We start from the raw sequence: 25,689 nt of genomic DNA, 5'->3' as shown, positions 1-25,689 counted from the left end.
GAGACTACATAGTGAACTTTGATTTAAAATCTTTACAAAACATAGACTGGAATGAGATCGAGCTTGATAACATAGGCGAATGGCCGTTTGCTGTTAAGCTGATGTGTTGTGTGCTGGTGGTTGTGATCACATTTGCGGTTGGCTATAGCTTATTAGTGTCTACTTCAATTAAGCGCTATGAACACGCGGTAAAGCAAGAGGCTCAGTTGCGTAACAGTTATAGAGTTAAGTATGCCCGTGCCAACAACCTTGATTTGTATCGTCAGCAGATGAAAGACATGGAAGCACAGTTTGCGCAGCTGTTGCGTCAGTTACCCTCATCGAATGAAACACCAGGGTTACTGGACGATTTAACCTATGTTGGAACATCGAGTGGATTAACATTCTTAAAAATTGGTTGGTTGTCGGAAAATAAAAAAGAGTTTTACACCGAGTTACCTATAAAATTAGAAGTCATTGGCACTTATCATGAATTCGGTGAGTTTGTGAGTAAGGTGGCGCAGCTTCCTCGAATTGTCAGTCTACACGATTTCCGAATTGAGAATGCGGGCAATAATAATTTGATATTTAGTGTGGTTGCCAAGACTTATCGCTATGGGCAGGGTGATGAGTCATGATAGGGCGCAGCATTTGGGCACTTGCAACGGTATTGCTACTAACAGCCTGTAATGATGATACAGCCGAGCAAAAAGAGTTTATCGATCAGATCCAAGCAAGTGCAACACCACAGGTTGAGCCTGTACCGCATATGCGTGATTTCACTCACTTTGCTTACACGGCACATAATTTGCGAAGTCCATTCGTGGCACCAGAACCTGAAGTTATAGAAAGCAAAATGATTCAGGTGCAAAACTGTTTACATCCGGACCCTGACAGAGCGAGGGATCCGTTAGAAAAGTACCCCATAGACACTTTGTCAATGAAAGGTACAATAGCAACGAAGAATGTCACATGGGCGTTGATCAAGGCTTCTGATCAAGGTTTATATAAAATTAAACGTGGTCAATATATGGGGCTCTACCATGGAGAGGTGATAAATGTGCAGCCGGGATTTATAGAATTATTGGAACTTATCCCCGATGGTAGCGGTTGCTGGAAAGAGCGTTTGTCGCGGGTAGAAATCCGTGAAGTACAAGAGAGCGACGCGAGTGAATAACAACAAAGGTAGTGTGAATATGGCCCTTAGAGGGAATAAATTGAGCATTAAAGATGTTTTTTTAAGCTTGTTACTGATGACGACAGGGTGGGTCCATGCGCTTCCTATGCTCTATGATGTTCGCTATAACCCAATACCTGATGGTGAAACACAACTGGAATTGGTATTTGATGAGCAGCTCACAGCACAGCCAGAAGTTCAGGCATTAACCGACCCTGCTCGCTTGGAGTTATTTTTTCCCGGCGTTGAGTTTGAAGAAAGTCTCAAAACATTGGAAGTCAATAAAGCAGGTATCACTATCATCGAGAGTGCTTTGAGTGACGAAGGGCTCACAGTTAGTGTGCATATGGAGCAATTGAAGCTCTATAAAACGTACGTGAAGAATAATATTGCTTACCTGCAAGTTTCAGACAATCCAATCGCATCTGAGGACAGTGCAACAGCTAAAACACACAAAAACCAGATCCAATCTATAGACTTTAGACGTGGCGAGAAAGGTGAAGCTAAAGTTCTAGCATTTCTAGACAACCCACAGGCTGCGATAGATGTGCAAGAGCGTGGTGGTAAGATTTACGCTGATTTTCATCATATAGCAATTCCTGATGACCTTCTTTATGAGTTGGATGTGCTGGATTTTGGCACAATTGTTAGTCGGGTAGAAACCTTCAGAGAAAGCAATAAGAGTCGTTTGGTCATTGAACCAAATGGTGCATTTAAGTACACCTATCAGCAGTTGGGAAATATCTTCACACTGACGGTGGAAAAAGATGTTGAAGAACGAAGTTTTGGTCTGAGTAAAAATTATCAAGGCCAACCAATCACACTGAACTTTCAAGATATACCAGTACGCTCAGTGTTACAGATTATTGCTGATACCAATAATTTTAACTTAGTGACAAGTGACTCAGTGGCTGGAAATATCACCTTGCGTTTGGACGGTGTACCTTGGGATCAGGCATTGGATGTTGTTCTAAGGATCAAAGGGTTGGATAAGCGGATGGATGGTTCCATTCTTATGGTTGCGCCATCTGAGGAACTTGCGGCTCGAGAGGCGAAGGAATTACAAGCTCGTAAGCAGGTAGAAGACTTAGAGCCTCTGTATAGTGAATATATTCAGCTAAACTATGCCAAAGCAGAAGAGTTTGCTGATTTATTAAAGACAGACATCAATAGTATTGTGAGTGAGCGCGGTAGTGTATCGGTTGACAAGCGTACCAATACTTTACTTATCAAAGATAGCGCGCGCAGTATAGAAAGTATTCGCAGGATGGTTGAAACACTGGATGTGCCCGTAAAGCAGGTACGTATCGAATCTCGCATGGTTACTGTTAAAGATAACGTACAGGAAGACTTAGGTGTGCGCTGGGGGTTTAGTGATCAGCAGGGGACCGATGCTATTGCTGGTAACTTGACTGGTGCCGAGCAGCTTTCAAATGGTCAAATCCCAGATCTCGCAAATCGTTTGAATGTGAACCTACCTGTGTCAGGTACGTCAGCAGGTACCATAGGAATGCATATCGCAAAACTTGCGGATGGTACGTTGATTGATCTTGAGTTGTCAGCTTTAGAGCAAGAGAATAAAGGGGAAATTATCGCCACGCCCAGCATTACTACGGCCAATCAGAAAAAGGCACGTATTGAGCAGGGTACGGAGATTCCATATGTGGAGGCTGCATCCAGCGGTGCGACTTCAGTAAGCTTCAAAAAAGCGGTGCTAAGTTTGGAAGTGACACCACAAATAACACCAGATAACAAAATTATTCTAGACTTAGTGATAACGCAAGATACTCGGGGAGACAACGTGCAGACACCAAATGGTCCTGCTGTTGCTATCAACACCCAGCAGATTCAAACTCAAGTATTGGTTGATAATGGTCAAACGGTGGTATTAGGTGGAATTTATCAACAAGAAATTACCAGCGCAGTAAGTAAAATTCCATTACTGGGTGATATTCCTTACTTGGGTGCAATGTTTAGAAATACACGTGAAATAAACGAGAAAAAGGAATTACTGATTTTTGTTACCCCAAAAATAATGCTGGACAATCAGTAATTGTTAAATAGTTGAACGAATTTACGTACTGTAGTTGCTTTTTATACTATTTGACTTGAAATCGTTCGTGGATTACTGAGATAATCCCCTCCTTAATTTTGGGGCCAGGTCGTTAGGCGGGGTTTTATTTCAAATTTTAGAGTTCGTTAGTACTAAAAAGATATGGCTGAGAAACGTAATATATTTCTAGTAGGCCCGATGGGGGCTGGTAAGAGCACAATTGGTCGTCACCTTGCTGATCAATTACACCTTGAATTTTTCGACTCGGATCAAGAAATTGAACGCCGTACTGGGGCAGATATTGCCTGGGTGTTCGATCTTGAAGGCGAAGAAGGTTTCCGAGTACGTGAAGAAAGCGTAATTTCAGATCTGACAGAAATGCAAGGTATAGTTTTAGCTACCGGTGGTGGGTCTGTGGTAAGTAAAGAGGTGCGTAACAAGTTATCGGCACGCGGTATTGTCGTTTACTTGGAAACACCGATTGAAAAGCAAGTTGCTCGTACTCAACGTGATAAACGTCGTCCTCTGCTACAAACAGAAGAGGCGCCGCGCGATGTACTAGAGCGTTTAGCAGAGGAGCGTGAACCTCTGTACAAAGAAGTAGCAGACTTTGTGGTACGCACCGATGAGCAAAGCGCAAAGGTTGTTGCAAATCAAATCATAGAAAAGCTAGATTTTTAATTTTGATAACCTAGGAGGGATAGATGCTTGAGTTGAAGGTTGATTTAAACGAGCGAAGCTATCCTATCTACATAGGTCAAAATTTACTAGCTGATGCTGGGCGGCTTACCAAGTATATTGGCCAATGCCGTCCTGTCATCATTACCAATCACACCGTAGCACCATTATATCTAGATGGTCTTTTAACAGCACTTGATGGCTATGAGCCATTACATTTCATTTTACCTGATGGTGAGCAATACAAAACTCTAAGCTCGTTTGAGCAGATCAATGCCTTCTTATTAGAGAATAACTGTGGACGTGATACTTGTTTGATTGCGTTAGGTGGTGGCGTTATTGGTGACTTAACCGGTTTTGTTGCCGCTTGTTACCAACGAGGTGTGCCTTTTATTCAGATCCCCACGACCTTATTATCACAAGTGGATTCTTCCGTCGGTGGCAAAACTGCCGTGAATCACCCTCTGGGCAAGAACATGATAGGGGCTTTTTACCAACCAAAAGCGGTATTCATTGATACGGATAGTTTGGCAACACTTCCAGCTAGAGAGTTTGCAGCTGGTATGGCGGAAGTCATCAAATACGGTCTGATTTATGATGCTCAGTTTTTAACCTTGTTAGAAGAGCAACGCGACAAGTTATCAAGCTTACAGCAAGATGTTTTGATGCAAGTGATATATCGTTGTTGTCAGATCAAAGCACAGATAGTGGCGCAGGATGAAACTGAAGCAGGACAGCGCGCATTGTTAAATCTTGGTCATACATTTGGTCATGCCATCGAGGCGCAAATGGGCTATGGTAATTGGTTGCACGGAGAAGCCGTTGCCGCGGGTATGATGCTAGCGGTGAAACTGGCGGCGTTACGAGAGGCTTTAACTGGCGCAGAAGTTGCTAGAATTGAAGCATTAATAGCCAGTTATCAGCTACCCACAGAGGTGCCTACGGATATGACAGCTCAACAGTTTTTAGCGCACATGCGCAAAGATAAGAAAAATAAGCAGGGGCGCATTCGTTTTATCGTACCAACGGCATTGGGTACATGTGCCTTGGTGGATGATGTGTCTGATGACACGGTGAGTTTGCTAATAGGCCGCTGATGCAGTCGCAAATTTTACCTAGTCGATCTGCCCTAGTAGATCGAATTGCTATGCAGTTTGAATATGGGCAGAACCTTATCTGCTTGGTCGGGTCCTCAGGCTTAGGCAAAAGTTATATTGCTGAGTCTTTTATTACCGATAAGTATCCAGAATTTAATAAAGCTTATATCCAGTTATCAGCTACCACCAAAGATTTAGACTTAATGACTGAGCTGTTACAACACAGCTTTCGCGGGCCTTTGGTTGATCATAACTTATCTTTAAGTCAGAATTTTTTTAATTTGTATCGGCAGAACCCTTGTGGCCCGTGCTTATGGGTGCTCGATGGGGCCAGGCATTTGTCAGAAGAAATGGCTGTACAACTTGCTTTACTTGCGAAAAAGTCTCCAGCAACACTTTATATCTTAGTTACCGCACAAGCGCCAAATATGCTGCCTAACGCTCTGGATATTCATCTTGAACCACTTTCGTCGATGGAATCCGTAAAGCTAATGAGCATGTTTTTCAAGCAACTACCTATGCGAGAAGACCCAGTATTCCAAGCCTTCTTGAAAGCATGCCAAGGTAATCCAGCGTTATTGCTACAATGGCAAAATGAACAGCAAGTAGAATTGAGACCCCAAAAAAACAAATCAATGAGAACGTCATGGCATTTAGCATTGTTTAGTGTGCTGTTGGCCTTGTTAATGGTCGCATTGATATATCAAAAAGAGTTGGTGGCACTACTCCCCACAGCGGTGCAAGACAGTGAGGTAGAGACTGTCTTGCCAAGTTCAGCGGCAATGCAAGCTGAACCTATAGAATCAGCAGCGATAAATGAGTCTGATGTGTCACAAATAGCTCCTCAAAAGCAAGCTTATGACTCGGTTGTGCCCGAGCAAGCAGATGAACAACTAGATACCACACAAAACGATGCGCCTGAGAGTCAGCAAGATATTTCCGCAATAGTCTCTGCGCTCGATACAAAGTTGCCTCAGCAGCTAACGGTTGCCTCTGAAGTCGACGTGAATACCAAGTCAAGCGAGCCACAAAGTCTGGCACCAGTAGATGAGCAGCGAAAGGAAACTAAGGCAGAAACACAAACTGATACAGCGAATAAGCATCTCAGTGAGCCATCACAAAAGCAGCAACTTCAAGATGATAGTGAGTGGTTTGTGACTAGAAATGATAATGAATGGGTTGTCCAGCTGCTAGCCGTGAAAGATGCTCAGGTGGCCATTGAGTTTATTGCCTTACACAACTTAACTGATGTGAAGGTTTATCGCATGATGCGAGCCAACAGTCACTGGTGGGTTGCTGTACTAGGGCCCTACGCCTCGTTGGAAGAGGCTCAGTTGATAAAAGCAACTCTTTCCGAAGATGTCTTGAGCGGTCAGCCATTTTTCAAAAAAGTGGATAAAATAAAACAGGAAATTAACCAGTCCACTCGGTAATTATCGACTTTTAGTGTAAGATCGCTCCACAATTTTTATAAATAGAATCAGCATGCAACAAAAGACTCGGGCCTTCCTAAAGTGGGCAGGTGGCAAATACAGTTTGGTTGAAGATATTGCTCGACGATTGAAAGTCGCAAGTCAAGATGCCGATACGTTAGTCGAGCCATTTGTTGGAGCCGGATCGGTATTTTTAAACACAGATTTTAAGCACTATTATTTAAATGACATTAATGCTGATCTAATTAACCTATATAACGAGCTTAAGCGTCAGCCTGAAGAGTTTGTAAGTGATGCAAAGAAGTTGTTTGTTGAACTGAATAATCACCCTGACGCATACTATTCATACCGCCTACAATTCAACGGTAGTATTGATATTTACGAGCGTGCAGTACTGTTTTTGTACATGAATAGACATGGTTATAACGGCCTTTGTCGTTATAATTTAAAAGGTATTTTTAATGTACCTTTTGGAAAATATAAGCGCCCTTACTTTCCAGAAAAAGAGCTATATGCGTTTGCTAACAAAGCGCAGAGAGCGACCTTTACTTGCCAAAGTTATGCGGATGTTTTTCGACAATTGCCGAAAAATGCTGTGGTGTATTGTGACCCACCTTATGTGCCTCTCAGTAAAACAGCGTCATTTACTTCGTACGCAAAGGGTGGCTTTGATTTAGATGATCAAGCCAACTTGGCTAATCTTGCGGAACAAACAGCCTTTTCACATCAAACGCCTGTATTGATCTCAAATCATGATACTGTATGGACACGAAAAATATACAGTCAAGCTCAGTTAGATGTCATTCAGGTTAAGCGAACAATTAGTCCAAAGGGAACTGGCAGGAATAAAGTAAATGAATTAATGGCAATGTATAACAAACCCAAGCGCTAGGGGACGATGTAGTTGACCATGACACTTAGAGCAATCACAAATGTTGTTACTAAGATAATCCCAACAATGAGGTATGGTAGAGCTCTGGGTTTTTCAAAATCTTCTTGGTACTTCTTGCCACTTTGTACACCAAACAGCGCCGCTAGTACGCTTTGTACGACCCTAAGCAAGTTCATATCGTTTATAGGTTTGGAGTTAAACTACTATCGCTCTTTCTATCTGAGCCAAGTAGCAATTCGAGCAGATCAAGATAATGAAATTGTGCACTACCGCTCTCACCTCTAAACCAAGAGTACCAGTTTACCTCGGACTCCTGTCTGCAGTATCTAGAATCACTCTTTTGTGAGGTTTCACATGTGCAACTATTATAATTATTGGTTAATGCTGTTGTGCTTTCGTCTTGTGATAACACACCCACAGACATAACCACAATGGCACTTAGCACAAGCATCCGTGTTTTAAGCCGACCCAACATAGTATTACTCCACCTAACGGTTATCATTAGATAGTACACAATAATTGTTCACTAAACAAACGAAAAGTGACCAGATTTGTGACTTTGATTTAAGCAAGTGTTCATTACGTAGACTTTTGCTGTGTCGAAATTGCAAAATAAGGTAAAGTAGCCTCGATAACACCGAGGAATAAGGGCTTTATTGTGCAGCAAAAATCTAACTATTTAATCGCTCCATCTATTTTATCAGCAGATTTGGCTCGTTTAGGGGAAGATGTTGAAAAGGTATTGAACGCGGGAGCGGATGTCGTTCACTTTGACGTAATGGACAATCATTATGTACCTAACTTAACGTTTGGCCCTATGGTTTGTAAGGCGTTGAGAGACTACGGTATCACCGCACCGATTGATGTACACTTGATGGTTAAACCTGTGGACTCTCTCATTCCTGACTTTGCTAAAGCAGGGGCGAATATTATTACTTTCCACCCAGAAGCCAGCGAACATATCGACCGAACAATTGGCTTAATCAAAGAGCATGGTTGTCAGGCTGGACTTGTGTTCAACCCTGCAACACCTTTGCACTACTTAGATTATGTTATGGATAAGTTAGATGTCATTTTATTGATGTCCGTTAACCCTGGGTTTGGTGGTCAGAGTTTTATACCACAAACTTTAGACAAGCTTCGTCAAGTCAGAGCATTGATAGATGCCAGCGGTAAAGATATCCGTTTAGAAGTGGACGGTGGCATTAAAGCAGAAAATATTGCTGAGGTTGCAAAAGCAGGTGCTGACATGTTTGTGGCAGGATCGGCTATTTTTAATCAACCGGATTATGAAGCGGTGATCACACAGATGCGTGAAGAGTTGGCAAAGGTATAGCAGTAATGCGTTATCAAGGTATTTTGTTTGATTTAGATGGCACTTTAGTTAATAGTGCCCAAGATATGTACATTGCATTGAACCTTACGTTGACCGAGGTAGCCTTTCCAATTGTCAGTTATACACAAGTATGTAGTTGGGTTGGGAACGGGATTGATACACTCGTTAAACGAGGCCTCAGTGGTAGTGCAGAGGTTAACCCTGAATTACCAGCGGCATTAATTGACCTTGCCATACAGACTTTCAGAAGTCATTATGGGCAACTGGCAGGGCAATATGCCACTTTATACCCTCATGTTGAGACTGGGCTAGCAGCACTGGCTGGGTTTCCTAAGGCATTGATTACGAATAAAGATCGGTCTTTTACAGAGTCTTTACTAGATACACTCAAACTAGCCTCACATTTTGAGGTATTGATTTGCGGTGATGATGGCAGTAAAAAACCTGCAGCTGAACCGCTTTTAAATGCCTGCACGGCTTTGGGATTACAGCCCCAAGATGTAGTGATGGTTGGGGACTCTAAAAGTGATATTATGGCAGCCCAAAACGCCAACATTGACGTGGTAGCCTTGACCTACGGTTATCATCAAGGGGTCAATTTACAAGATCTTGATCCACAGTACCTCTGTGGCGATTTCTTAGATATAATCCCCATTTTAACTCAGCGATAATATATTAAATAAAGGAACATCATGACTAAACCAGTAGTGTTAAGTGGCATTCAGCCAACCGGTGGTATGACAATAGGCAATTATGTGGGTGCCATTAACCAGTGGCTTAACTTACAACAAGATCATGAAAGTTTCTTTATGTTAGTTGACTTACATGCGATCACTGTTCGTCAAGAGCCCCACTTACTACGAGAGCGGGTTTTAGATGGTATTGCACTGTATACGGCTTGTGGAATTGACCCAGAGAAAGCGGCGTTGTTTGTACAATCACAAGTGCCAGAGCATGCGCAATTGGCATGGGTGCTTAATTGCTACGCGCAAATGGGTGAGCTAAATCGCATGACCCAATTTAAAGATAAGTCTTCTAAACACGCAAATAACGTCAATGTAGGACTGTTTTCTTATCCTGTGTTGCAAGCCGCTGATATTTTGTTGTATCAGGCAGATCAAGTCCCTGTTGGTGAAGACCAAAAGCAACACTTAGAGCTTACAAGAGATATCGCAACCCGCTTTAACAACTTATACGGTGAAGTGTTTACCATACCTGAACCTTACATTCCAGAGCTTGGTGCAAGGGTAATGAGCCTGCAAGACCCGTTAAAGAAAATGTCAAAGTCAGACGAAAATCCAAATGCGTTTATTATGCTTTTAGATGAGCCTAAGAAAATCGAGAAAAAGCTTAAAAAAGCGGTCACTGATTCGGATGAAAAGGCGCGTATCTATTTCGATAGAGAAGAAAAGCCAGGCGTTTCAAACTTATTGACTCTGCTGTCTGTGGCGACAAAACGCTCGGTAGAAGAGTTGGTGCCAGAGTATGAAGACAAAATGTATGGCCACTTGAAAAAAGATACAGCTGATGCGGTGGTTGCGATGATTGAACCGATCCAAGCACGCTTTAGAGCCATTCGCGAAGACCGTACTCTATTAGATAATATTATGAGACAAGGTGCCGAAAAGGCGAGTGTACGAGCACAAAAAACCTTGAAAGCTGTATACGATGCAGTCGGCTTTATCCCTCGTCCATAAGTTTATGTATTGCAGTTAGCCAGGCTCGCGCCTGGCTTTTTTATGGAAATTTCTATGTTATTAATGATTGATAACTACGATTCATTTACCTATAACTTAGTGCAGTATTTCCAACGTTTGGACCAAGAGGTATTAGTTCAGCGCAATGATGCTATCAGCCTCGCTGAAATCAAAGCGCTAAAGCCAGATCAAATTGTGATTTCACCTGGTCCCTGCACTCCAAACGAAGCAGGTATCTCGCTGTCGGTAATTGAACAATTCAAGGGTAAAATACCAATTTTAGGTATATGTTTAGGTCATCAGGCTATTGCTCAAGCGCTTGGAGCGAGGGTGATAAGGGCTAATGAGGTCATGCATGGTAAAACGTCACCTATACAACATACGGGGAAAGGCGTTTTTACTGGGTTGCCGAATCCTCTAACCGTATGTCGTTATCACTCGTTGATTGTCGACAAACATTCGCTGCCTGAATGTTTCGAGATCACAGCGTGGACGCAAACCAACGGCGTTGATGAGATCATGGGAATGCGTCACAGCGAACTGGCCCTGGAAGGGGTTCAGTTTCATCCAGAAGCAATTTTAACTGAACATGGTCTAAGCTTACTTGATAACTTTATACGTCACTTCTAATCTTTTAATTATATAACTAACTGTGAGCTGGTAGAGAGTCTATGACAGAAGACAATAAGCATATAAGGATGGCACAAGCGCTAACAGAGCGAGCGCATGACTTACTGATTAGCCACAGTTTTGCTCAGGAGCAAATTGGTTATATCCACACCTTAGAGATGAATTTAGGTGAGAAAATCCCACAGCGTACCATGTTGGAAGTGGAAATAGCTGCTTCCGCGAAGCGCAAAGAAAATAGCACAAGTCATCATAAGTATATCGCTAAAGCTAGCGCGCATATTCATCAAGCTATTGAAGAGTCAATCACTAAGCAACTTAATGATATAGATGGTTTGTACTATGAGGTGATGGGCATTCAGGATGGCGTGCCAGCTGTGTTTGATCTATTGGCGGTTAAATCAGCTTCGGTTGGAAGGTTGGAGCCATTAGTAAATGATTTGTCATGGCTCGGACGAGAGTTGGTGTCCTTGGTGAATTTACCTCAGTATCGAAAGAAAAGCTCAACAGGCATGGCTGTGAAGGTTGATACACCGGCATTGGCAATACGTTATTTAGGGTTGGAAAATTTACAGTGGGTGTTACCCACCTATGCGATGAAGCATTGGCTGCCCTATTCAACAGAGCCTTTTTCGCTGATGAAACGAAAGCTGCGAGAGCTGAGCATGTCTACAGCGATAGCCGCTAAAGCGTTAGCACCGAGTAACGGTGTAAAAGAGCTGCATGCGTACACTTTAGGAATGATGTTGGATATTGGTAAAGCCGCCCTGACTCGTTTGTATTTGCGTACACATGAACAGGTGTGGCAAGACAGGGTGCGCAAAGCTCGAGATAAGGGACATAAAGATTTACATACCGCTTTGCTTGAGTTGGACCCAGATCCGTTATTTCTGAGAAATTTGCTGCTGGAAAGCTCTGCACAAGTGACTCAACAGCTTATTGATAAGATGGACTTCAAATATTTGCCATTTTCAGCCGCGATGGAAGAGTTTGTGGTTAGTTATTTACCAAACTCGAATAAGAAATTATCTGACCCACTGCCACTTACGAAGGTTTTAAAGAAAGCTCACGGCTATGCGCTGTATCTATTGCTTGCAGACAAGCATTTTATTGAGCCAGACGAAACTAAGTTATGGTTTTCGTATCTGGAATTGACCAAAGCAGAACAAAAAATGCTCTCTACTTGTTCATTCCACGGTATGCAGCTAACAATTTCATAATATTTAGACATTTTTTTTACGACTATTCATTCAGCACTAAATTCTTAGAATTAGGCTAAGATGCTTGCGTGCTTGCTATGTTATCTATTTTCCTTCAAATAGTTATTCACTGCGACTGAAATATTATCTCAATCCCTTGAATATAAAGGCCTCAATGAAAGTTTTCTATGAGACTTTCATATTTTTTTCTGAAATAATAAGTGAATGAATTTTGCACCAAATCAAAAAATGTATTGGCTGAAATATGCAAATTGCACGCTTAAGTTCAGCCGTTTACGGTGCCGTACTCAACAAAGTGAGGAGTTAAAATGACTATAAATCGTGAATTATTCGATCAAGTAATGGTGCCTAACTATGCACCTTCAGCTGTGATTCCGGTGAAAGGCGAAGGGTCGCGCGTATGGGACCAAGAGGGACGTGAATACGTTGACTTTGCTGGTGGTATCGCGGTTAATTGTTTAGGTCATTGTCACCCTGCTTTAGTTTCGGCCTTAAAAGAGCAAGGTGAAAAACTCTGGCACTTATCAAATGTTATGACAAACGAGCCAGCGCTACGTTTAGCGAAAAAACTCGTCGATGCAACATTCGCTGACAAAGTCTATTTTGCCAATTCAGGTGCAGAAGCAAATGAAGCTGCACTTAAGTTAGCTCGACGCTTTGCGCTTGATAATTACGGTGAGCAAAAATCACAGATCATCTCTTTTAACAAAGGATTTCACGGTCGTACTTTCTTCACCGTTACAGTTGGTGGGCAAGCTGCTTACTCAGATGGTTTTGGCCCTAAGCCAGGTGACATTGTACATAGTGATTATAACGACCTTGCTGCGTTTGAAGCGCTTATTTCTGATAAAACCTGTGCTGTTATGATGGAACCGCTGCAAGGTGAAGGTGGTATTGTTTCACCGGATGCTGATTTCGTCAAAGGTGTTCGTGACTTATGTACCAAGCACAATGCGTTATTAATTTTTGATGAAGTACAAACGGGTGTTGGACGTACAGGCGAGCTATATGCGTATCAAGGCTTGGGTGTTACTCCTGATATTCTAACCACTGCGAAAGCACTAGGTGGTGGTTTCCCAATTGGTGCGATGATCACCACGAATGAAATTGCACAGCATCTGAAAGTTGGCACGCACGGTTCTACTTACGGTGGTAATCCATTGGCGTGTGCGGTAGCTGAAGCAGCTCTCGATACAGTAAACACACCAGAAGTACTTGCTGGTGTGAAGGCCAAAGAAGCACTATTTAGAGAGCTTCTGAGCGCGATTAATGACAAGTACAAGGTATTTAGTGAAATTCGCGGAAAAGGCCTACTATTAGGTGGTGTAGTTGCACAGCAGTATAAAGGTCGTGCAAAGGACTTTTTAGTGGCAGGTATCAAAGAAGGTGTTATGTCGTTGGTAGCGGGTGCAGATGTAGTGCGTTTCACTCCATCTTTGGTTATCCCTGAAGCGGATATTCGCGAAGGTATGGCGCGCTTTGAAAAAGCGGTTGCCAGTGTTGTAGCAAATAACGCCTAATCTTGGTGGGACCAAGTAGTACTTGGTCCTGATTTACCGTCTAGTGTTATAACTTGAGGAGTAAGCGGGCTCATGATGATCCTTCGCCCAATCCAAAAAAGCGATTATCCAGCGCTTTTAAACATTGCCCATGAATCGGGCCATGGTTTTACTTCATTACCTGTTAATGAAGAGTTGTTGCAAAACAAAATTGCACGCTCTGAGGCGTCTTTCAAAAAACAGACAGATATTCCTTTTGATGAAGGCTATTTGTTTGTACTTGAAGATAGCGAAACGGGGGAAGTCGTCGGGACTAGTGCTATTGAAGCAGCAGTGGGTTTAGATGATGCATTTTATCATTACCACCTGAGTAAAGTTATTCACTCTTCTCGCACTTTAGATGTATATAAAGCTGTAGATATTCTAACGCTTTGTAACGATTACACCGGAGCAACCGAGCTGTGCACATTGTTCTTAAAGGACGGTTATCGCAAGGGCTTAAACGGAAAGTTGCTATCTAAATCTCGCTTTTTATTCATCAAGCAGCACCAGTACCGCTTTGCTGATACTGTGATTGCTGAGATGCGAGGTGTGTCTGATGAAAATGGACAAAGCCCATTTTGGCAATGGTTAGAAGAGCATTTCTTCTCAATGGATTTCCCGACCGCAGATTACTTAACGGGTATTGGTCAAAAGGTATTTATCGCTGAATTAATGCCTAAGTACCCTATTTATGTAAACTTGCTAAGTAAAGAAGCACAGGCGGTAATCGGCCAAGTGCACACCAATACTAAGCCTGCTATTGAGTTACTAAAGAGTGAAGGTTTCACCTTCAATGGTTATGTCGATATTTTTGATGCAGGCCCAACGGTAGAAGCCAAAGTTGACAATATACGTACGGTTCGTTCGGTACAAAATAAGATAGTGCGTATTGGTAACACACAGGGCGGTTCCCCTGTGATGGTTGCAAATGATAAACTAGCTGGATATCGGGCTACGGTTGCTGAGCTTCAGGTTGATGCGACAAGTGAAGAAGTCGTTATTAGCGCAGAAGTAGCAAACGCATTGAACATTGTTGATGGTGACACTGTCAGCATTGCAACACTCTAATTGTAGGTATTAATTATGACAACACATCCTGCTCAACTGATTAATGGTGAATGGGCTGCAGGCCTAGGCAGTGAATTTAAATCGGTTAACCCAGCAAACAACGAAGTGATCTGGTCAGCTAACTCAGCTACTGCTGAGCAAGTAGATGCGGCAGTCAAGGCAGCAAGACAAGCTTTCTATGCGTGGGGCGATTTAGACTTGGCTGAGCGTTTGACAATTGTGCAGCGTTTTGCACAAGAGCTAAAAGAAAACAGTGAAGAGTTGGCAGTTGCAATAGCAAAAGAAACTGGTAAGCCTCTATGGGAAACGCGCACAGAAGTGGGCGCTATGGTAGGTAAAATAGCGATTTCTGAAAAAGCTTACCATGAAAGAACGGGTACGGTTGAAAACCCGATGCCTGTGGGTCGAGCAGTTATTCGTCACAAGGCACATGGTGTAGTTGCTGTTTTTGGGCCGTATAACTTCCCAGGTCACCTGCCAAATGGTCATATCGTGCCTGCGCTTTTAGCTGGTAATACAGTTATTTTCAAGCCCTCAGAGTTAACGCCATATGTTGCTGAGTTGACGTTAAAATTGTGGCAAAAAGCGGGTCTTCCAGCCGGCGTTATCAACCTTGTACAAGGTGAAGTCGAAACAGGTAAAGCACTTGCTTCTCATAAAGGTATTGATGGCTTGTTCTTTACGGGCTCTTCACGCACAGGTCATTTACTTCATGAGCAATATGCAGGCCAGCCGGGCAAAATTTTAGCACTAGAAATGGGTGGAAATAATCCGCTAATTGTTAAAGATGCATCGGACACGAAAGCGGTTGTACACGACATTATCCAATCGGCGTTTATTTCAAGCGGTCAGCGTTGTACATGCGCACGTAAGTTATTCTTACCTGTTGGCGCACAAGGTGATGAAATTCTAGAGCACCTAATTCGCGCAACCAAAGCCATTAAAGTGGGCAACTTTGATGATTCAGAGCAGCCGTTTATGGGGTCAATGATCTCTGAGCGTGCCGCAGCTGGCATGGTTGCAGCACAGCAGCAGCTTCAGGAACTAGGTGGTGAGTCTCTACTTGAGTTAACACACACAGCAAATACCGGCTTTGTAACACCAGGTATTATTGAGTGCACTAATGTAACCAACTTCCCTGATGAAGAGCATTTTGGTCCGTTATTAAAAGTATTCCGTTACAGTGATTTTGATGCTGCGATTGAAAAAGCCAATGATACTAGCTTTGGTTTATCGGCAGGCTTATTAGGTGATAATGAAGCAGATTACGAGCATTTCTTGCGCCGAATTCGTGCGGGAATTGTAAACTGGAACCGTCCAATCACGGGCGCATCTAGTGCTGCTCCATTTGGAGGAATAGGTGCCTCAGGTAACCACAGAGCAAGTGCTTACTATGCTGCTGATTACTGTGCTTACCCTGTTGCGTCTGTCGAGCTTGAGAAAGTAACGCTTCCTGGCACTTTAAGTCCGGGCTTGAACATCGACTAATAGATATTTTACAGAGTGTTAGCTAGTTTTTTGAGATAAAATACAGGCTAATACTTTGTTCCTAAAAAGAGCAGCTAAAGCTGCTTTTTTTGTGCTCGACTAAACGACAAAAGTAGCATTAGGAGTCAGTTTCTGCTTAAATCTATAGCAGAAGTGTAAAAAATCTTAGGTGGAATAAAGATGGTTTTAGATAAACAAGGTTATGACGAGTTAGTCATGTATCTGACGCAAAATTTAGCCTTGTTTGAGAAGCCTGGTGAAATTGAGCCTGGTGCACCTAAAGTTATGGAGCTCATAGAAGATGTTATTGCTGAAAACGTGATACGGATTTGTGAGCAACACAACGAACTCACAACAGAACAACGCAGCCTGATTGTACGTGAGGTTGATGGTATTGTGTATGACCTGCAAGAAGTGCTATCTAGTGTTACTGAGCAGCGGGTTACTGTTGAGCAGCGTGAGTTTATCGAAGAATTTGCCGGCCTAGTTAAAAACATGTTTGACTCGGCCGTTTAATAAAAACAACTGCTAGTCAATAGCAACGAGGTTGATAACACCGCCAAACGGCGGTGTTATTGCTTTTATTTTGAGGTATTTATGCAAGCAAGTGTAAAGTGGGTAGATGGAGATACTTTCATAGGACGTTCTGACTCGGGACATAATGTGGTTTTTGACGCAGGTTCGGATAGTGCGGCCCCAAGTCCAATGGAAATGGTTTTGATGTCAGCTGGATGTTGTTCATCGGTGGATGTCGTAAGTATTCTAAAAAAAGCCAAGCAAGATTTCGATAATGTAGAAGTAAAACTAAGTGGTGAGCGTGCAGAGACAGCACCTAGAGTATTCACAAAAATAAATCTACACTTTGTGGTTACTGGTCGGGGGGTATCGGAAAAACACTTGGCTAGAGCAGTGCAATTGTCTGCTGAAAAATATTGTTCTGTCGCGTTAATGCTTGATAAAGCAGTAGAAATTACGCACAGCCATGAGGTTGTTGAAAGTGAAGCAAAATAACGCTTTTTCATAGCGCGATTTTCGTATAAAATCCGCGAACTTTTGGTTCTGCAAAGCAGATTTACAGTTTGAAGGTTGGTCTATCGTGAACAAGCCCTTTGATAAAATTAAACTCCATGGCTTTAACAACTTAACTAAGAGTTTAAGCTTTAGCATATACGACATTTGTTACGCCAAGACAGAGCAACAACGTAAAGAATATTTAGAATATATTGATGAGCAGTATAGTGCGGATCGTTTAACTGATATTTTAAGAGACGTAGTTGATATTATTGGCGCAAATGTATTGAATATTGCGCGTCAAGATTACGAGCCGCAAGGGGCAAGTGTTACTATTTTGGTGTCGGAAGAGCCTGTTGAGCAACAGACTTTTGATAGCAACGAAACGCCAGGGCCTTTGCCTGAGTCTGTTGTTGCGCACCTAGATAAAAGCCACATATGTGTGCACACTTATCCGGAAGCTCACCCGAATGATGGTATTTGTACATTCCGAGCTGACATAGAAGTGTCAACTTGCGGCGTGATCTCACCATTAAAGGCGTTGAACTTCTTAATTCACTCGTTAGAGTCGGATGTCGTAACAATCGACTATCGTGTACGTGGTTTTACTCGTGACGTGACAGGTGTGAAACATTACATTGATCATGCAATTCACTCAATTCAGAACTATATGACTGAAGATACGAAAGAAGCGTATCAGATGTTGGATGTGAATGTGTATCAAGAAAACTTGTTTCACACTAAGATGATGTTAAAAGAGACGGATCTGAATACGTACCTTTTTGGCATTACGACGGATGATCTGAGTGAAGAAGAAGAAGCTGAGATCAGAGCGCGTCTAGACCGTGAGATCCAAGAAGTATTTTACGGACGTAATCTGCCAGAAGTTGATTAATAACTTTTGCACAATAAAAAAGCGCTCAATGAGCGCTTTTTTATTGTCTAATAACTTTATAACTCATACTTAAAAGTTAAGCCAAACAAACGTGGTTCGCCATATTGTACATACGTTTCTTCAACATAGTCTTTAAGCGGATTGTTCGGAAATCTAAAGCCACGCACGGCAACATCCTGGTCCGTCAGGTTTCGTCCCCAAGCTGTCAAAGACCAATTATTGGCGTAGTAACTGATACTGGCATTTAGTAAGTTGCTATTATCTGCCTTGGCATCGTGACTGATTGAGTGGAAATAGTCGTCTTTACCTTCGACGGAAACCTCTGCAAATAGTTGCTCAGTGATTTGATAATTTACTGTGAATGAGTATTGATACCTTGGTGCTTGCGCTTGTTCTCTGCCATCTAATGTAAGCTGAGCGAACTCACCTTCTACTTTGGTATCCAAATAGCCTGCACTGTACGTTAGGTATAGGCGGTCTGTATATTGCAAGTTGCCCTCAACCTCTAAGCCGTAGTTACGCCCTTGTGTGGCATTGTCGATAAATTCGAGAAACTTACGCTCTACTTCGATGGAGCGCTTTACCTGCATATCATCTCGGTGCATATAAAAAGCACTGACTCGCACTGTATGACGGTTGTCTTCAGAGCTGCCCTTTACGCCAAATTCTAGATTCCACATATATTCAGGGGCAAAGTTATAGCTGTCACTGGTTATGTTAAGCCCTTCATCTTTAGCTTGTGCTAGAGCCTGACCATTGACTCCACCAATTTTATAGCCACGAGAGAGGCTGGTGTAGATCATAGTGCGTGGCACGACAGCATGCTCAAGGGCAATCTTAGTGCCCCACATCCAGTCATCGGTATTGCCCACAATGCCGTTGCTATCGAAGTAATCAGTGTCGTAATACTCACCACGTAATCCAGTGATTAAATCGGTTTTATCCGATAGCTTTGTCACTTTTTGACCAAATAGGGCTAAATGGCTTACGTCGTAGTGTGAGTTAAAATCTTGCTCTTGCCATGTATAAGCGCGTGTTAAGGTAACTTGCTTACGTTTGGCTGACAGTCCACTCACCCAATTTTGGGTTTTATCAGAGAAGCTTAACTCAAAAGTACCTCTATCATGATCACGCAGATAGCTATCCGTTGAACTATAACCGTATGGGTGAAGCCCCGCGGCACAAATGTTGGGTTTGGCGCTGTCATTACAAGTCCAATCCTCATCATAGCTATACAGTGTATCGCCATTGAGCAGACTGACAAGTACGGTCATATCGAAAAGATCTGAGCCCGTGTAAAGTGTGGTAAGAGCAAAAGCATCGGTTTGCTGGTTGTCTTGACCTGGCTCATCAGCACTACTTTGGCGGTCATTATTTAAAGTGAAAGCATCATAGCCATTGTCGATGTCAATATGGTGCGCGACTAACTCCGTGCTTAATGCATTGTTCCATTGAGTGCGTAGTTTGATGCGTGCGACCTGTTCATCTTGAGCTTGTGTTGCATCATTGAAATACACGTTATCGGTATAGCCGTCAGACTGATTCTGATAATAGCTTGCTCGCATGGCTGTGCTATCGCTCAAAGAAGTGCCAGCTGCAATACCCGCTTCATAGCTACTGTAGTTTCCAACACCAAGCTGCACATTTAAAGAAGGTTCGTGGGTTACAGCATGTGTTTGCACATCAACCATACCTGCCATAGCATCTGCGCCAAAACGCGTGCCTTGGGGACCACGATAAATTGCAATTTGCTCAACATCAAATAACAATGCGCTGCCTCCTAGGCCTGAATAGTCAATATTATCTATCAACATTCCAACGCTTGGATGAATTGGGTCTACAAACTGTGAACGTAAGCCAACCCCCCTGATCTGCACAAAACGGCCACGAGATGCACCGCCAGTAAAGTTGATGTTTGCTGTGCTATTGAGTAGTTGGTCCAAATAGTTTGCACCACGATTAGTGATCGTATCTGCACTTAACACAACGGCACTGGCGCTGAGGGTTTGTAAACTTTCTCGTTTAAAGTCTCCAGTGACTTCAATGGTTTCTATAGGGTTATCATTAGCCACAGCGACATGTGATAGCAAGGAAATAATGCTGGCGCTCAATAGAGAGTATTTTGACATCATAATCTTTAGTTAGTCATTTGAGTTGCGCACATTTTAACAAATGACAGCGAGGTTAAAACATAAATAGCATTTAAATGTGTTATAACGTTGGCACTTATGTTTATGGTACTTATCTTTTTAAGGAGTGGATGTGACATTTAGCGTAGATTTTAAAGTGCGAGATTATGAATGTGACTTGCAGGGGATAGTAAACAACGGTGTATATTTTAATTATTTAGAACATGCAAGGCATGAGTTTTTACTCTCTAAAGGAGTTGATTTTGCGCACTTAGCGGAACAAAAAATTAACCTTGTAGTGATCCGCTGTGAAATGAATTTTAAAGACTCACTTAAACCCGCAGATGAATTTTGTGTGCAAGTGAGTGTGGAAAGAGAAAGTAAGCTGAAGTTTGCGTTTGTACAAAAAGTGATTAGAAAATCAGATGGTAAGCTTATGCTGGATGCGGTTGTTACAGGAACGTCGGTCAATGAACGTGGGCGTCCGTTCCTAACAGAGGAAATTGAACAGCTATTTTCTTAACTTTTTGAGCCATAATAGTATTTTTTAGCGTAATTTAGCCATTTTTTGCCGCTAATTACGCTTACAAGTGTATAATTGCGTTAGTTCATTTTTTAATGGTTTAACATGAAAACCTTGATACTTTTATTCGCAACTAGCGCATTTTTATTTGGCTGCACATCAACAGGGAAAGTGAACAATACGCAGCTAAAACATACCCAATGGCAACTTAGTCATGTTGCAGGTAAAATCACAAAATCCAGTCCGGTCACTATTGAATTTATTGAAGCAATGCAAGTGCATGGAAATGGCGGCTGTAATCGCTTTTTTGGTGAAGGGCAACTCAACGACAGCACATTAAAAGTGAATCATATTGGCATGACACGAAAATTATGTGACGAGCAGACCAATAAAATGGAGAGTACCCTTTTGAAAATGTTGGAAAAAGGTGTACCCGTTTTATTGCTTAACGATACTCTCATTTTTAAAGGTCAGCCGGAACTACGTTTTCAAGTTGCAGGCTAGGCACTTCTTAAGTACACTCGTTGTCAATTCGTTACTTGTCGGAGTGCCCTTTGGGCTGAGATCGCATTTTGCGGGATCCGTGAACCTGATCAGGTTAAAACCTGCGTAGGGAACAAGCTGCCAGTATTACAACTTGTTGTTGTAGGCCGCCAAAATCTCAAAAATTTGGAGATTTTGATCATCTGAGGGCAACCTCATCTCGCTCCTTTTTCAGGAGATCTGACAAGACACCTTAAATAACAATGAGGCAAGTCATGTCAAACAATAGTAGCAAACCATCTCGTCGCGAAACACGTGCAGCGGCATCTGAATTTATTTACAATCTCACAGGTCAACCTTTCCCAAGCTCACATAAAGTTTATGTTGAAGGGGAGCAGCCAGGCGTTCGTGTCGGTATGCGCGAAATCACACTATCTGACAGCTTTGTCGGTGGGACCGAAGACAACCCTATCTATGAAAAAAATGACCCCGTCAGAGTTTATGACACATCAGGACCTTACACTGATCCGGACTTTAAAATAGATGTACGTCAGGGATTGCCTAAGTTTCGCAAAGAATGGATTGATGCGCGCGATGATACAGAGTGGTTAGACTCTGTTACCTCTAAGTTTTCTCAGCAACGTATGGCAGATGAGGGATTAGATCATATCCGTTTCGAACATTTGCCAAAGATACGTCGTGCCAAGGCTGGTAGGAATGTCACCCAAATGCATTATGCACGTCAAGGCATTGTTACCCCAGAGATGGAATACGTGGCTATTCGTGAGAATATGGGACGCGCAAAGATCCGAGAGGAGTTGCTTGCACAACAGCATAAAGGGCAATCATTTGGCGCTTCTATTCCTGAGTTCATCACGCCTGAATTTGTGCGAGATGAAATCGCCCGAGGCCGAGCAATTTTGCCAAACAATATCAATCACCCAGAGTCTGAGCCAATGATAGTGGGCAGAAACTTTTTGGTGAAGGTCAATGCGAATATCGGTAACTCCTCAGTCACTTCATCAATCGAAGAAGAAGTAGAGAAGTTGGTTTGGTCTACTCGTTGGGGGGCGGACACGGTGATGGATCTTTCTACTGGTCGCTATATTCATGAAACCCGCGAGTGGGTAGTACGCAACTCACCAGTACCTATTGGCACCGTACCAATTTATCAGGCGCTTGAGAAAGTAAATGGGGTGGCTGAAGATCTGACTTGGGAAATTTTCCGCGATACACTGATTGAACAAGCGGAGCAGGGCGTTGATTATTTTACGATTCATGCGGGTGTATTGCTGCGTTACGTACCTATGACTGCGAAGCGTGTAACGGGTATCGTTTCTCGCGGTGGCTCCATCATGGCAAAATGGTGTTTGGCACACCATAAAGAAAACTTCCTATACACGCACTTTGAAGACATCTGTGAAATCATGAAGCAGTACGACGTATGCTTTTCTTTAGGCGATGGTTTGCGTCCTGGGTCGATAGCAGATGCCAATGATGAAGCACAATTCTCTGAATTACGCACGTTAGGTGAGCTGACCAAACTTGCCTGGAAGCATGATGTACAGGTGTTCATTGAAGGTCCGGGCCACGTGCCAATGCACATGATAGAGCAAAACATGAAAGAGCAATTAGAGCACTGTCATGAAGCGCCATTTTATACGTTAGGGCCACTTACAACGGATATTGCGCCAGGTTACGATCATTTTACTTCAGGTATCGGGGCGGCTCAAATCGCTTGGTACGGATGTGCGATGCTGTGCTATGTCACACCAAAAGAGCATTTAGGCTTACCAAATAAAGAAGACGTAAAAGAAGGTTTGATCACCTATAAAATTGCTGCACATGCAGCCGATTTGGCAAAAGGCCACCCAGGCGCACAAATTCGTGATAATGCGTTGTCCAAGGCGCGCTTTGAATTTCGTTGGCACGACCAATTCAATCTTGGTTTAGATCCAGACCGCGCTCGCCAATATCACGATGAAACCTTGCCGCAAGAATCTGGAAAAGTTGCTCATTTTTGCTCAATGTGTGGGCCTAAGTTCTGCTCAATGAAGATCACACAAGAAGTACGCGACTACGCTAAAGGCTTGGAAGCAAAAGGTATTGATCCTAACAATGTAGGTGAGGCTATCGAAGTGAAAATGCTCGATGTTGAAGCCGAAATGCAAGCTAAGTCAGATGAATTCAAACGCTCTGGCTCAGAGCTTTACCACAAAGCGATTTAACATGATGTATAGGGTAAGCATTGCTTACCCAAAGACGTTGATAGCGACACCCGTTACTGTGGTGTTTGTTATAAATCATGTAAAAATGAGGCGTTACCATGAAAAAATATCGAGTTGCGATATTAGGCTTTGGCTTGGTGGGGCGAGTGGCAGCGTTAATGCTACACAAACAGCATCAACTGAGTATTTTTGAAGCTGCAAGTGATGCAAATCAAAATGGTGCAGGCGCTTTGGCTGCGGCCATGTTGGCTCCGATGGCAGAGTCGGTCAATTGTGAGGCAGATATAGCCAAGCTTGGACTTGATGCAATGGCTATGTGGCCAGAGTTATTGGCACAGTTACCTACTGATATCATGTTTCAACAAGCTGGAACTTTAGTGGTTGCTCATAATCAGGATATGGGCGATCTACAAAGCTTTATGCAGCGATTAAAACCCCTGCAGGGACATCATGCTCAGAGTGTCCTTAGCAAGGATATTGCTGAACTAGAACCTGACTTGGCAGGACGATTCCATCAGGGCGTCTATTTACCCAGCGAAGGACAGCTAGATAACATAGCTTTTTATCAACATAGTTATGCGTATTTACGGCAAAAACGTGTGCAATTTCACTTCTCACAAAAAGTAGAGTTACATTCCCAATGCCAACATTCTGATATTGAGACTGTTAACGGCGAGGCGTTTGATTGGATCATTGATTGTCGGGGGATTGGTGCAAAATCACAATGTGATGGTTTAAGAGGTGTGCGCGGTGAAGTTGCTCGAATCTATGCGCCTGAAGTTCAGTTACAACGTCCAGTGAGATTAATGCATCCTCGTTACCCGATTTATATTGCGCCAAAGCCAAATCATGAATTTGTGATTGGTGCCACGGAGATAGAGTCACAGGATAGCGGTCCTGTGACTGTGCGATCAACACTAGAATTGCTATCCGCAGCATACACTGTACACAGTGGATTTGCTGAAGGGCGAGTTATGGCTATCAACGCGGGACTGCGCCCTGCTTTTGGAGATAATCGGCCAAGAAGCTCGTCAAAGGGGAATGTTATATGTATCAATGGGTTGTATCGTCACGGTTATTTGCTGGCTCCAGCCGTGGTGCATCAAGCGCTTGCTAAGGAATTATTATGAAAATAACGTTTAATGGTCAGCTAACCGAAACCAGCAGTCAAAATCTGCAAGCGTTAGTGATTGAAATGGGTGCAAAAGAGCCTTTTGCCGTAGCACTCAATGGCCATTTTGTGCCACGAAATCAGTGTTCGTCGGCCCAGTTAGATGATGGTGATAGCGTTGAGCTGCTATCGCCCATTCAAGGCGGGTAAGAGATGCGTGAAGAAAAACCACTCAACATTTATGGACAAACATTTGAGAGCCGCTTATTGATAGGCTCTGCGCTATATCCATCTCCTCAGGTTATGACGGATGCAATTAGCGCATCACAGTCGCAAATCGTGACGGTATCATTACGTCGCCAAAACTCGGTGTCAGCGGGAGAAGATTTTTGGCAGTTGATAAAAGATACGGGGTTGACTGTGCTACCGAACACCGCAGGCTGTCATAGCGTCAAAGAAGCGGTAACATTGGCAAAAATGTGTCGAGAAGTATTTGCTACAGACTGGATAAAATTAGAGCTGATAGGGGATGAGTATAACTTACAACCGGATCCAGTTGCATTGTTAGAGGCAACAGAACTATTACTACAAGATGGTTTTAAGGTGCTGCCTTACTGTACTGATGACTTAGTATTATGCCAGCGTTTAGCGGCTCTTGGCTGCGAAGTTTTAATGCCCTGGGGTGCACCTATTGGCACCGGAAAAGGATTATTAAATCCATATAACTTGGCCATGATACGACAGCGTCTACCAGATATAACGCTGATTGTTGATGCTGGACTGGGTGTTCCATCACATGCCTGTCAAGCACTGGAGATGGGGTATGATGCGGTATTGCTCAATTCGGCAATTGCGGGAGCTGGTTGCCCTGTTAAAATGGCCACAGCATTCAATTATGCGGTGCAGGCAGGGCGTGCAGCATATATCGCACAGGCAATGCCTGAAAAAGATGTAGCAGCACCATCAACGCCAACTATGGGAATGCCGTTTTGGCATCAGAATTGATAATTAGATAGGAGTCTG

Annotated in this window: 26 protein-coding genes and 1 riboswitch; of the genes, 24 read left to right on the top strand and 2 right to left on the bottom strand. The window is 43.0% G+C overall.

Annotation, left to right across the window (positions count from 1 at the left end):
* Nucleotides 1-11: 11 nt before the first annotated feature.
* The 7 genes from BIW53_RS07130 to BIW53_RS07100 all read left to right on the top strand — a co-directional run bounded on the left by BIW53_RS07130 (nucleotide 12) and on the right by BIW53_RS07100 (nucleotide 7,309).
* Entirely contained in the window at nucleotides 12-617 is a 606-nt protein-coding gene (locus tag BIW53_RS07130) for a type IV pilus inner membrane component PilO (RefSeq protein ID WP_070991172.1), read from the top strand.
* The gene (locus tag BIW53_RS07125) at nucleotides 614-1,156 is read left to right on the top strand and encodes a pilus assembly protein PilP (protein ID WP_070991171.1); all 543 of its coding nucleotides are present in this window, start codon (nucleotides 614-616) and stop codon (nucleotides 1,154-1,156) included. Before BIW53_RS07130 ends, BIW53_RS07125 begins: the two co-directional genes overlap by 4 nt.
* 19 nt (nucleotides 1,157-1,175) lie before the next feature.
* Nucleotides 1,176-3,209 carry a type IV pilus secretin PilQ gene (locus BIW53_RS07120; RefSeq protein ID WP_084228093.1) on the top strand — a complete coding sequence of 678 codons (2,034 nt, stop codon included), beginning with the start codon at nucleotides 1,176-1,178 and terminating at the stop codon, nucleotides 3,207-3,209.
* A gap of 162 nt (nucleotides 3,210-3,371) precedes the next feature.
* Nucleotides 3,372-3,890 carry a shikimate kinase AroK gene (gene aroK, locus BIW53_RS07115; RefSeq protein ID WP_070986397.1) on the top strand — a complete coding sequence of 173 codons (519 nt, stop codon included), beginning with the start codon at nucleotides 3,372-3,374 and terminating at the stop codon, nucleotides 3,888-3,890.
* 23 nt (nucleotides 3,891-3,913) lie between these two features.
* Complete coding sequence (aroB, locus tag BIW53_RS07110; RefSeq protein WP_070991170.1) at nucleotides 3,914-4,984, top strand: 3-dehydroquinate synthase; 1,071 nt, start codon at nucleotides 3,914-3,916, stop codon at nucleotides 4,982-4,984.
* Complete coding sequence (locus BIW53_RS07105; protein WP_070991169.1) at nucleotides 4,984-6,417, top strand: SPOR domain-containing protein; 1,434 nt, start codon at nucleotides 4,984-4,986, stop codon at nucleotides 6,415-6,417. Before aroB ends, BIW53_RS07105 begins: the two co-directional genes overlap by 1 nt.
* Nucleotides 6,418-6,469: 52 nt before the next feature.
* A complete protein-coding gene (locus BIW53_RS07100; RefSeq protein WP_070991168.1) occupies nucleotides 6,470-7,309 on the top strand; it encodes a Dam family site-specific DNA-(adenine-N6)-methyltransferase in 840 nt (279 codons plus the stop codon).
* Here the strand turns inward: BIW53_RS07100 and BIW53_RS07095 are convergent.
* Nucleotides 7,306-7,485: a DUF2970 domain-containing protein gene (locus tag BIW53_RS07095; protein ID WP_070991167.1), complete on the bottom strand. Its 180-nt coding sequence runs from the start codon at nucleotides 7,483-7,485 to the stop codon at nucleotides 7,306-7,308. The two genes, BIW53_RS07100 and BIW53_RS07095, sit on opposite strands and share 4 nt — an antisense overlap.
* Nucleotides 7,486-7,967: 482 nt before the next feature.
* Between BIW53_RS07095 and rpe the strand changes: the two genes are divergently transcribed.
* From rpe to speD, 11 genes are all read left to right on the top strand, one after another.
* Nucleotides 7,968-8,645 (top strand): ribulose-phosphate 3-epimerase, encoded by a 678-nt coding sequence (gene rpe, locus BIW53_RS07085; RefSeq protein WP_070991165.1) that lies wholly within the window; start codon nucleotides 7,968-7,970, stop codon nucleotides 8,643-8,645.
* A 5-nt stretch (nucleotides 8,646-8,650) separates the two neighbouring features.
* A complete protein-coding gene (locus tag BIW53_RS07080) occupies nucleotides 8,651-9,316 on the top strand; it encodes an HAD family hydrolase (RefSeq protein ID WP_070991164.1) in 666 nt (221 codons plus the stop codon).
* Between the two features lie 21 nt (nucleotides 9,317-9,337).
* Entirely contained in the window at nucleotides 9,338-10,342 is a 1,005-nt protein-coding gene (trpS, locus tag BIW53_RS07075) for a tryptophan--tRNA ligase (RefSeq protein WP_070991163.1), read from the top strand.
* A gap of 54 nt (nucleotides 10,343-10,396) precedes the next feature.
* Nucleotides 10,397-10,972: an anthranilate synthase component II gene (locus BIW53_RS07070; protein ID WP_070991162.1), complete on the top strand. Its 576-nt coding sequence runs from the start codon at nucleotides 10,397-10,399 to the stop codon at nucleotides 10,970-10,972.
* 41 nt (nucleotides 10,973-11,013) lie between these two features.
* Entirely contained in the window at nucleotides 11,014-12,189 is a 1,176-nt protein-coding gene (locus BIW53_RS07065; protein ID WP_070991161.1) for an HDOD domain-containing protein, read from the top strand.
* Between the two features lie 308 nt (nucleotides 12,190-12,497).
* Nucleotides 12,498-13,709 (top strand): aspartate aminotransferase family protein, encoded by a 1,212-nt coding sequence (locus tag BIW53_RS07060; protein WP_070991160.1) that lies wholly within the window; start codon nucleotides 12,498-12,500, stop codon nucleotides 13,707-13,709.
* Between the two features lie 72 nt (nucleotides 13,710-13,781).
* Nucleotides 13,782-14,798, top strand: coding sequence for an arginine N-succinyltransferase (gene astA / locus BIW53_RS07055; RefSeq protein WP_070991159.1), 1,017 nt, complete (start codon nucleotides 13,782-13,784; stop codon nucleotides 14,796-14,798).
* A 15-nt stretch (nucleotides 14,799-14,813) separates the two neighbouring features.
* Entirely contained in the window at nucleotides 14,814-16,286 is a 1,473-nt protein-coding gene (astD, locus tag BIW53_RS07050) for a succinylglutamate-semialdehyde dehydrogenase (RefSeq protein ID WP_070991158.1), read from the top strand.
* Between the two features lie 180 nt (nucleotides 16,287-16,466).
* The gene (locus BIW53_RS07045; protein WP_070991157.1) at nucleotides 16,467-16,802 is read left to right on the top strand and encodes a DUF3802 family protein; all 336 of its coding nucleotides are present in this window, start codon (nucleotides 16,467-16,469) and stop codon (nucleotides 16,800-16,802) included.
* A gap of 81 nt (nucleotides 16,803-16,883) precedes the next feature.
* The gene (locus BIW53_RS07040) at nucleotides 16,884-17,297 is read left to right on the top strand and encodes an OsmC family protein (RefSeq protein ID WP_070991156.1); all 414 of its coding nucleotides are present in this window, start codon (nucleotides 16,884-16,886) and stop codon (nucleotides 17,295-17,297) included.
* An 85-nt stretch (nucleotides 17,298-17,382) separates the two neighbouring features.
* Nucleotides 17,383-18,192 carry an adenosylmethionine decarboxylase gene (gene speD / locus BIW53_RS07035; RefSeq protein WP_070986382.1) on the top strand — a complete coding sequence of 270 codons (810 nt, stop codon included), beginning with the start codon at nucleotides 17,383-17,385 and terminating at the stop codon, nucleotides 18,190-18,192.
* A 56-nt stretch (nucleotides 18,193-18,248) separates the two neighbouring features.
* On the opposite strand, the gene BIW53_RS07030 is transcribed toward speD, so the two are convergent.
* Nucleotides 18,249-20,324, bottom strand: a complete 2,076-nt coding sequence (locus BIW53_RS07030) for a TonB-dependent receptor (RefSeq protein WP_070991155.1) — start codon at nucleotides 20,322-20,324, stop codon at nucleotides 18,249-18,251.
* 130 nt (nucleotides 20,325-20,454) lie between these two features.
* On the opposite strand from BIW53_RS07030, the gene BIW53_RS07025 reads away from it, so the two are divergent.
* The 6 genes from BIW53_RS07025 to BIW53_RS07000 all read left to right on the top strand — a co-directional run bounded on the left by BIW53_RS07025 (nucleotide 20,455) and on the right by BIW53_RS07000 (nucleotide 25,671).
* On the top strand, nucleotides 20,455-20,844 hold the full coding sequence (locus BIW53_RS07025) for an acyl-CoA thioesterase (protein WP_070991154.1): 390 nt from the start codon (nucleotides 20,455-20,457) through the stop codon (nucleotides 20,842-20,844).
* A 105-nt stretch (nucleotides 20,845-20,949) separates the two neighbouring features.
* On the top strand, nucleotides 20,950-21,348 hold the full coding sequence (locus tag BIW53_RS07020) for an META domain-containing protein (protein ID WP_070991153.1): 399 nt from the start codon (nucleotides 20,950-20,952) through the stop codon (nucleotides 21,346-21,348).
* Between the two features lie 29 nt (nucleotides 21,349-21,377).
* A riboswitch (TPP riboswitch) is annotated at nucleotides 21,378-21,477 on the top strand.
* A 125-nt stretch (nucleotides 21,478-21,602) separates the two neighbouring features.
* Nucleotides 21,603-23,555 carry a phosphomethylpyrimidine synthase ThiC gene (gene thiC / locus BIW53_RS07015; protein ID WP_070991152.1) on the top strand — a complete coding sequence of 651 codons (1,953 nt, stop codon included), beginning with the start codon at nucleotides 21,603-21,605 and terminating at the stop codon, nucleotides 23,553-23,555.
* Between the two features lie 98 nt (nucleotides 23,556-23,653).
* Complete coding sequence (locus tag BIW53_RS07010; protein ID WP_070991151.1) at nucleotides 23,654-24,685, top strand: FAD-dependent oxidoreductase; 1,032 nt, start codon at nucleotides 23,654-23,656, stop codon at nucleotides 24,683-24,685.
* Nucleotides 24,682-24,876, top strand: a complete 195-nt coding sequence (thiS, locus tag BIW53_RS07005; protein ID WP_070991150.1) for a sulfur carrier protein ThiS — start codon at nucleotides 24,682-24,684, stop codon at nucleotides 24,874-24,876. The genes BIW53_RS07010 and thiS overlap by 4 nt, the downstream gene beginning before the upstream one ends.
* A 3-nt stretch (nucleotides 24,877-24,879) precedes the next feature.
* Nucleotides 24,880-25,671 carry a thiazole synthase gene (locus BIW53_RS07000; protein WP_070991149.1) on the top strand — a complete coding sequence of 264 codons (792 nt, stop codon included), beginning with the start codon at nucleotides 24,880-24,882 and terminating at the stop codon, nucleotides 25,669-25,671.
* Nucleotides 25,672-25,689: the final 18 nt, after the last annotated feature.

Source organism: Pseudoalteromonas byunsanensis (assembly GCF_001854475.1).
In the GTDB taxonomy this organism is placed as follows: domain Bacteria; phylum Pseudomonadota; class Gammaproteobacteria; order Enterobacterales; family Alteromonadaceae; genus Pseudoalteromonas; species Pseudoalteromonas byunsanensis.
This window is presented reverse-complemented; position numbering and strand designations above follow the sequence as displayed.

Coding starts and splice junctions, on each gene's coding strand:
- trpS (WP_070991163.1), top strand. CDS start 9,338: ATGACTAAACCAGTAGTGTTAAGTGGCATTCAGCCAACCGGTGGTATG.
- BIW53_RS07120 (WP_084228093.1), top strand. CDS start 1,176: ATGGCCCTTAGAGGGAATAAATTGAGCATTAAAGATGTTTTTTTAAGC.
- aroB (WP_070991170.1), top strand. CDS start 3,914: ATGCTTGAGTTGAAGGTTGATTTAAACGAGCGAAGCTATCCTATCTAC.
- BIW53_RS07040 (WP_070991156.1), top strand. CDS start 16,884: ATGCAAGCAAGTGTAAAGTGGGTAGATGGAGATACTTTCATAGGACGT.
- BIW53_RS07065 (WP_070991161.1), top strand. CDS start 11,014: ATGACAGAAGACAATAAGCATATAAGGATGGCACAAGCGCTAACAGAG.
- thiS (WP_070991150.1), top strand. CDS start 24,682: ATGAAAATAACGTTTAATGGTCAGCTAACCGAAACCAGCAGTCAAAAT.
- BIW53_RS07105 (WP_070991169.1), top strand. CDS start 4,984: ATGCAGTCGCAAATTTTACCTAGTCGATCTGCCCTAGTAGATCGAATT.
- BIW53_RS07095 (WP_070991167.1), bottom strand. CDS start 7,485: ATGAACTTGCTTAGGGTCGTACAAAGCGTACTAGCGGCGCTGTTTGGT.
- BIW53_RS07100 (WP_070991168.1), top strand. CDS start 6,470: ATGCAACAAAAGACTCGGGCCTTCCTAAAGTGGGCAGGTGGCAAATAC.
- BIW53_RS07125 (WP_070991171.1), top strand. CDS start 614: ATGATAGGGCGCAGCATTTGGGCACTTGCAACGGTATTGCTACTAACA.
- BIW53_RS07060 (WP_070991160.1), top strand. CDS start 12,498: ATGACTATAAATCGTGAATTATTCGATCAAGTAATGGTGCCTAACTAT.
- BIW53_RS07010 (WP_070991151.1), top strand. CDS start 23,654: ATGAAAAAATATCGAGTTGCGATATTAGGCTTTGGCTTGGTGGGGCGA.
- BIW53_RS07020 (WP_070991153.1), top strand. CDS start 20,950: ATGAAAACCTTGATACTTTTATTCGCAACTAGCGCATTTTTATTTGGC.
- thiC (WP_070991152.1), top strand. CDS start 21,603: ATGTCAAACAATAGTAGCAAACCATCTCGTCGCGAAACACGTGCAGCG.
- BIW53_RS07030 (WP_070991155.1), bottom strand. CDS start 20,324: ATGATGTCAAAATACTCTCTATTGAGCGCCAGCATTATTTCCTTGCTA.
- BIW53_RS07045 (WP_070991157.1), top strand. CDS start 16,467: ATGGTTTTAGATAAACAAGGTTATGACGAGTTAGTCATGTATCTGACG.
- BIW53_RS07080 (WP_070991164.1), top strand. CDS start 8,651: ATGCGTTATCAAGGTATTTTGTTTGATTTAGATGGCACTTTAGTTAAT.
- astD (WP_070991158.1), top strand. CDS start 14,814: ATGACAACACATCCTGCTCAACTGATTAATGGTGAATGGGCTGCAGGC.
- aroK (WP_070986397.1), top strand. CDS start 3,372: ATGGCTGAGAAACGTAATATATTTCTAGTAGGCCCGATGGGGGCTGGT.
- BIW53_RS07000 (WP_070991149.1), top strand. CDS start 24,880: ATGCGTGAAGAAAAACCACTCAACATTTATGGACAAACATTTGAGAGC.
- BIW53_RS07070 (WP_070991162.1), top strand. CDS start 10,397: ATGTTATTAATGATTGATAACTACGATTCATTTACCTATAACTTAGTG.
- astA (WP_070991159.1), top strand. CDS start 13,782: ATGATGATCCTTCGCCCAATCCAAAAAAGCGATTATCCAGCGCTTTTA.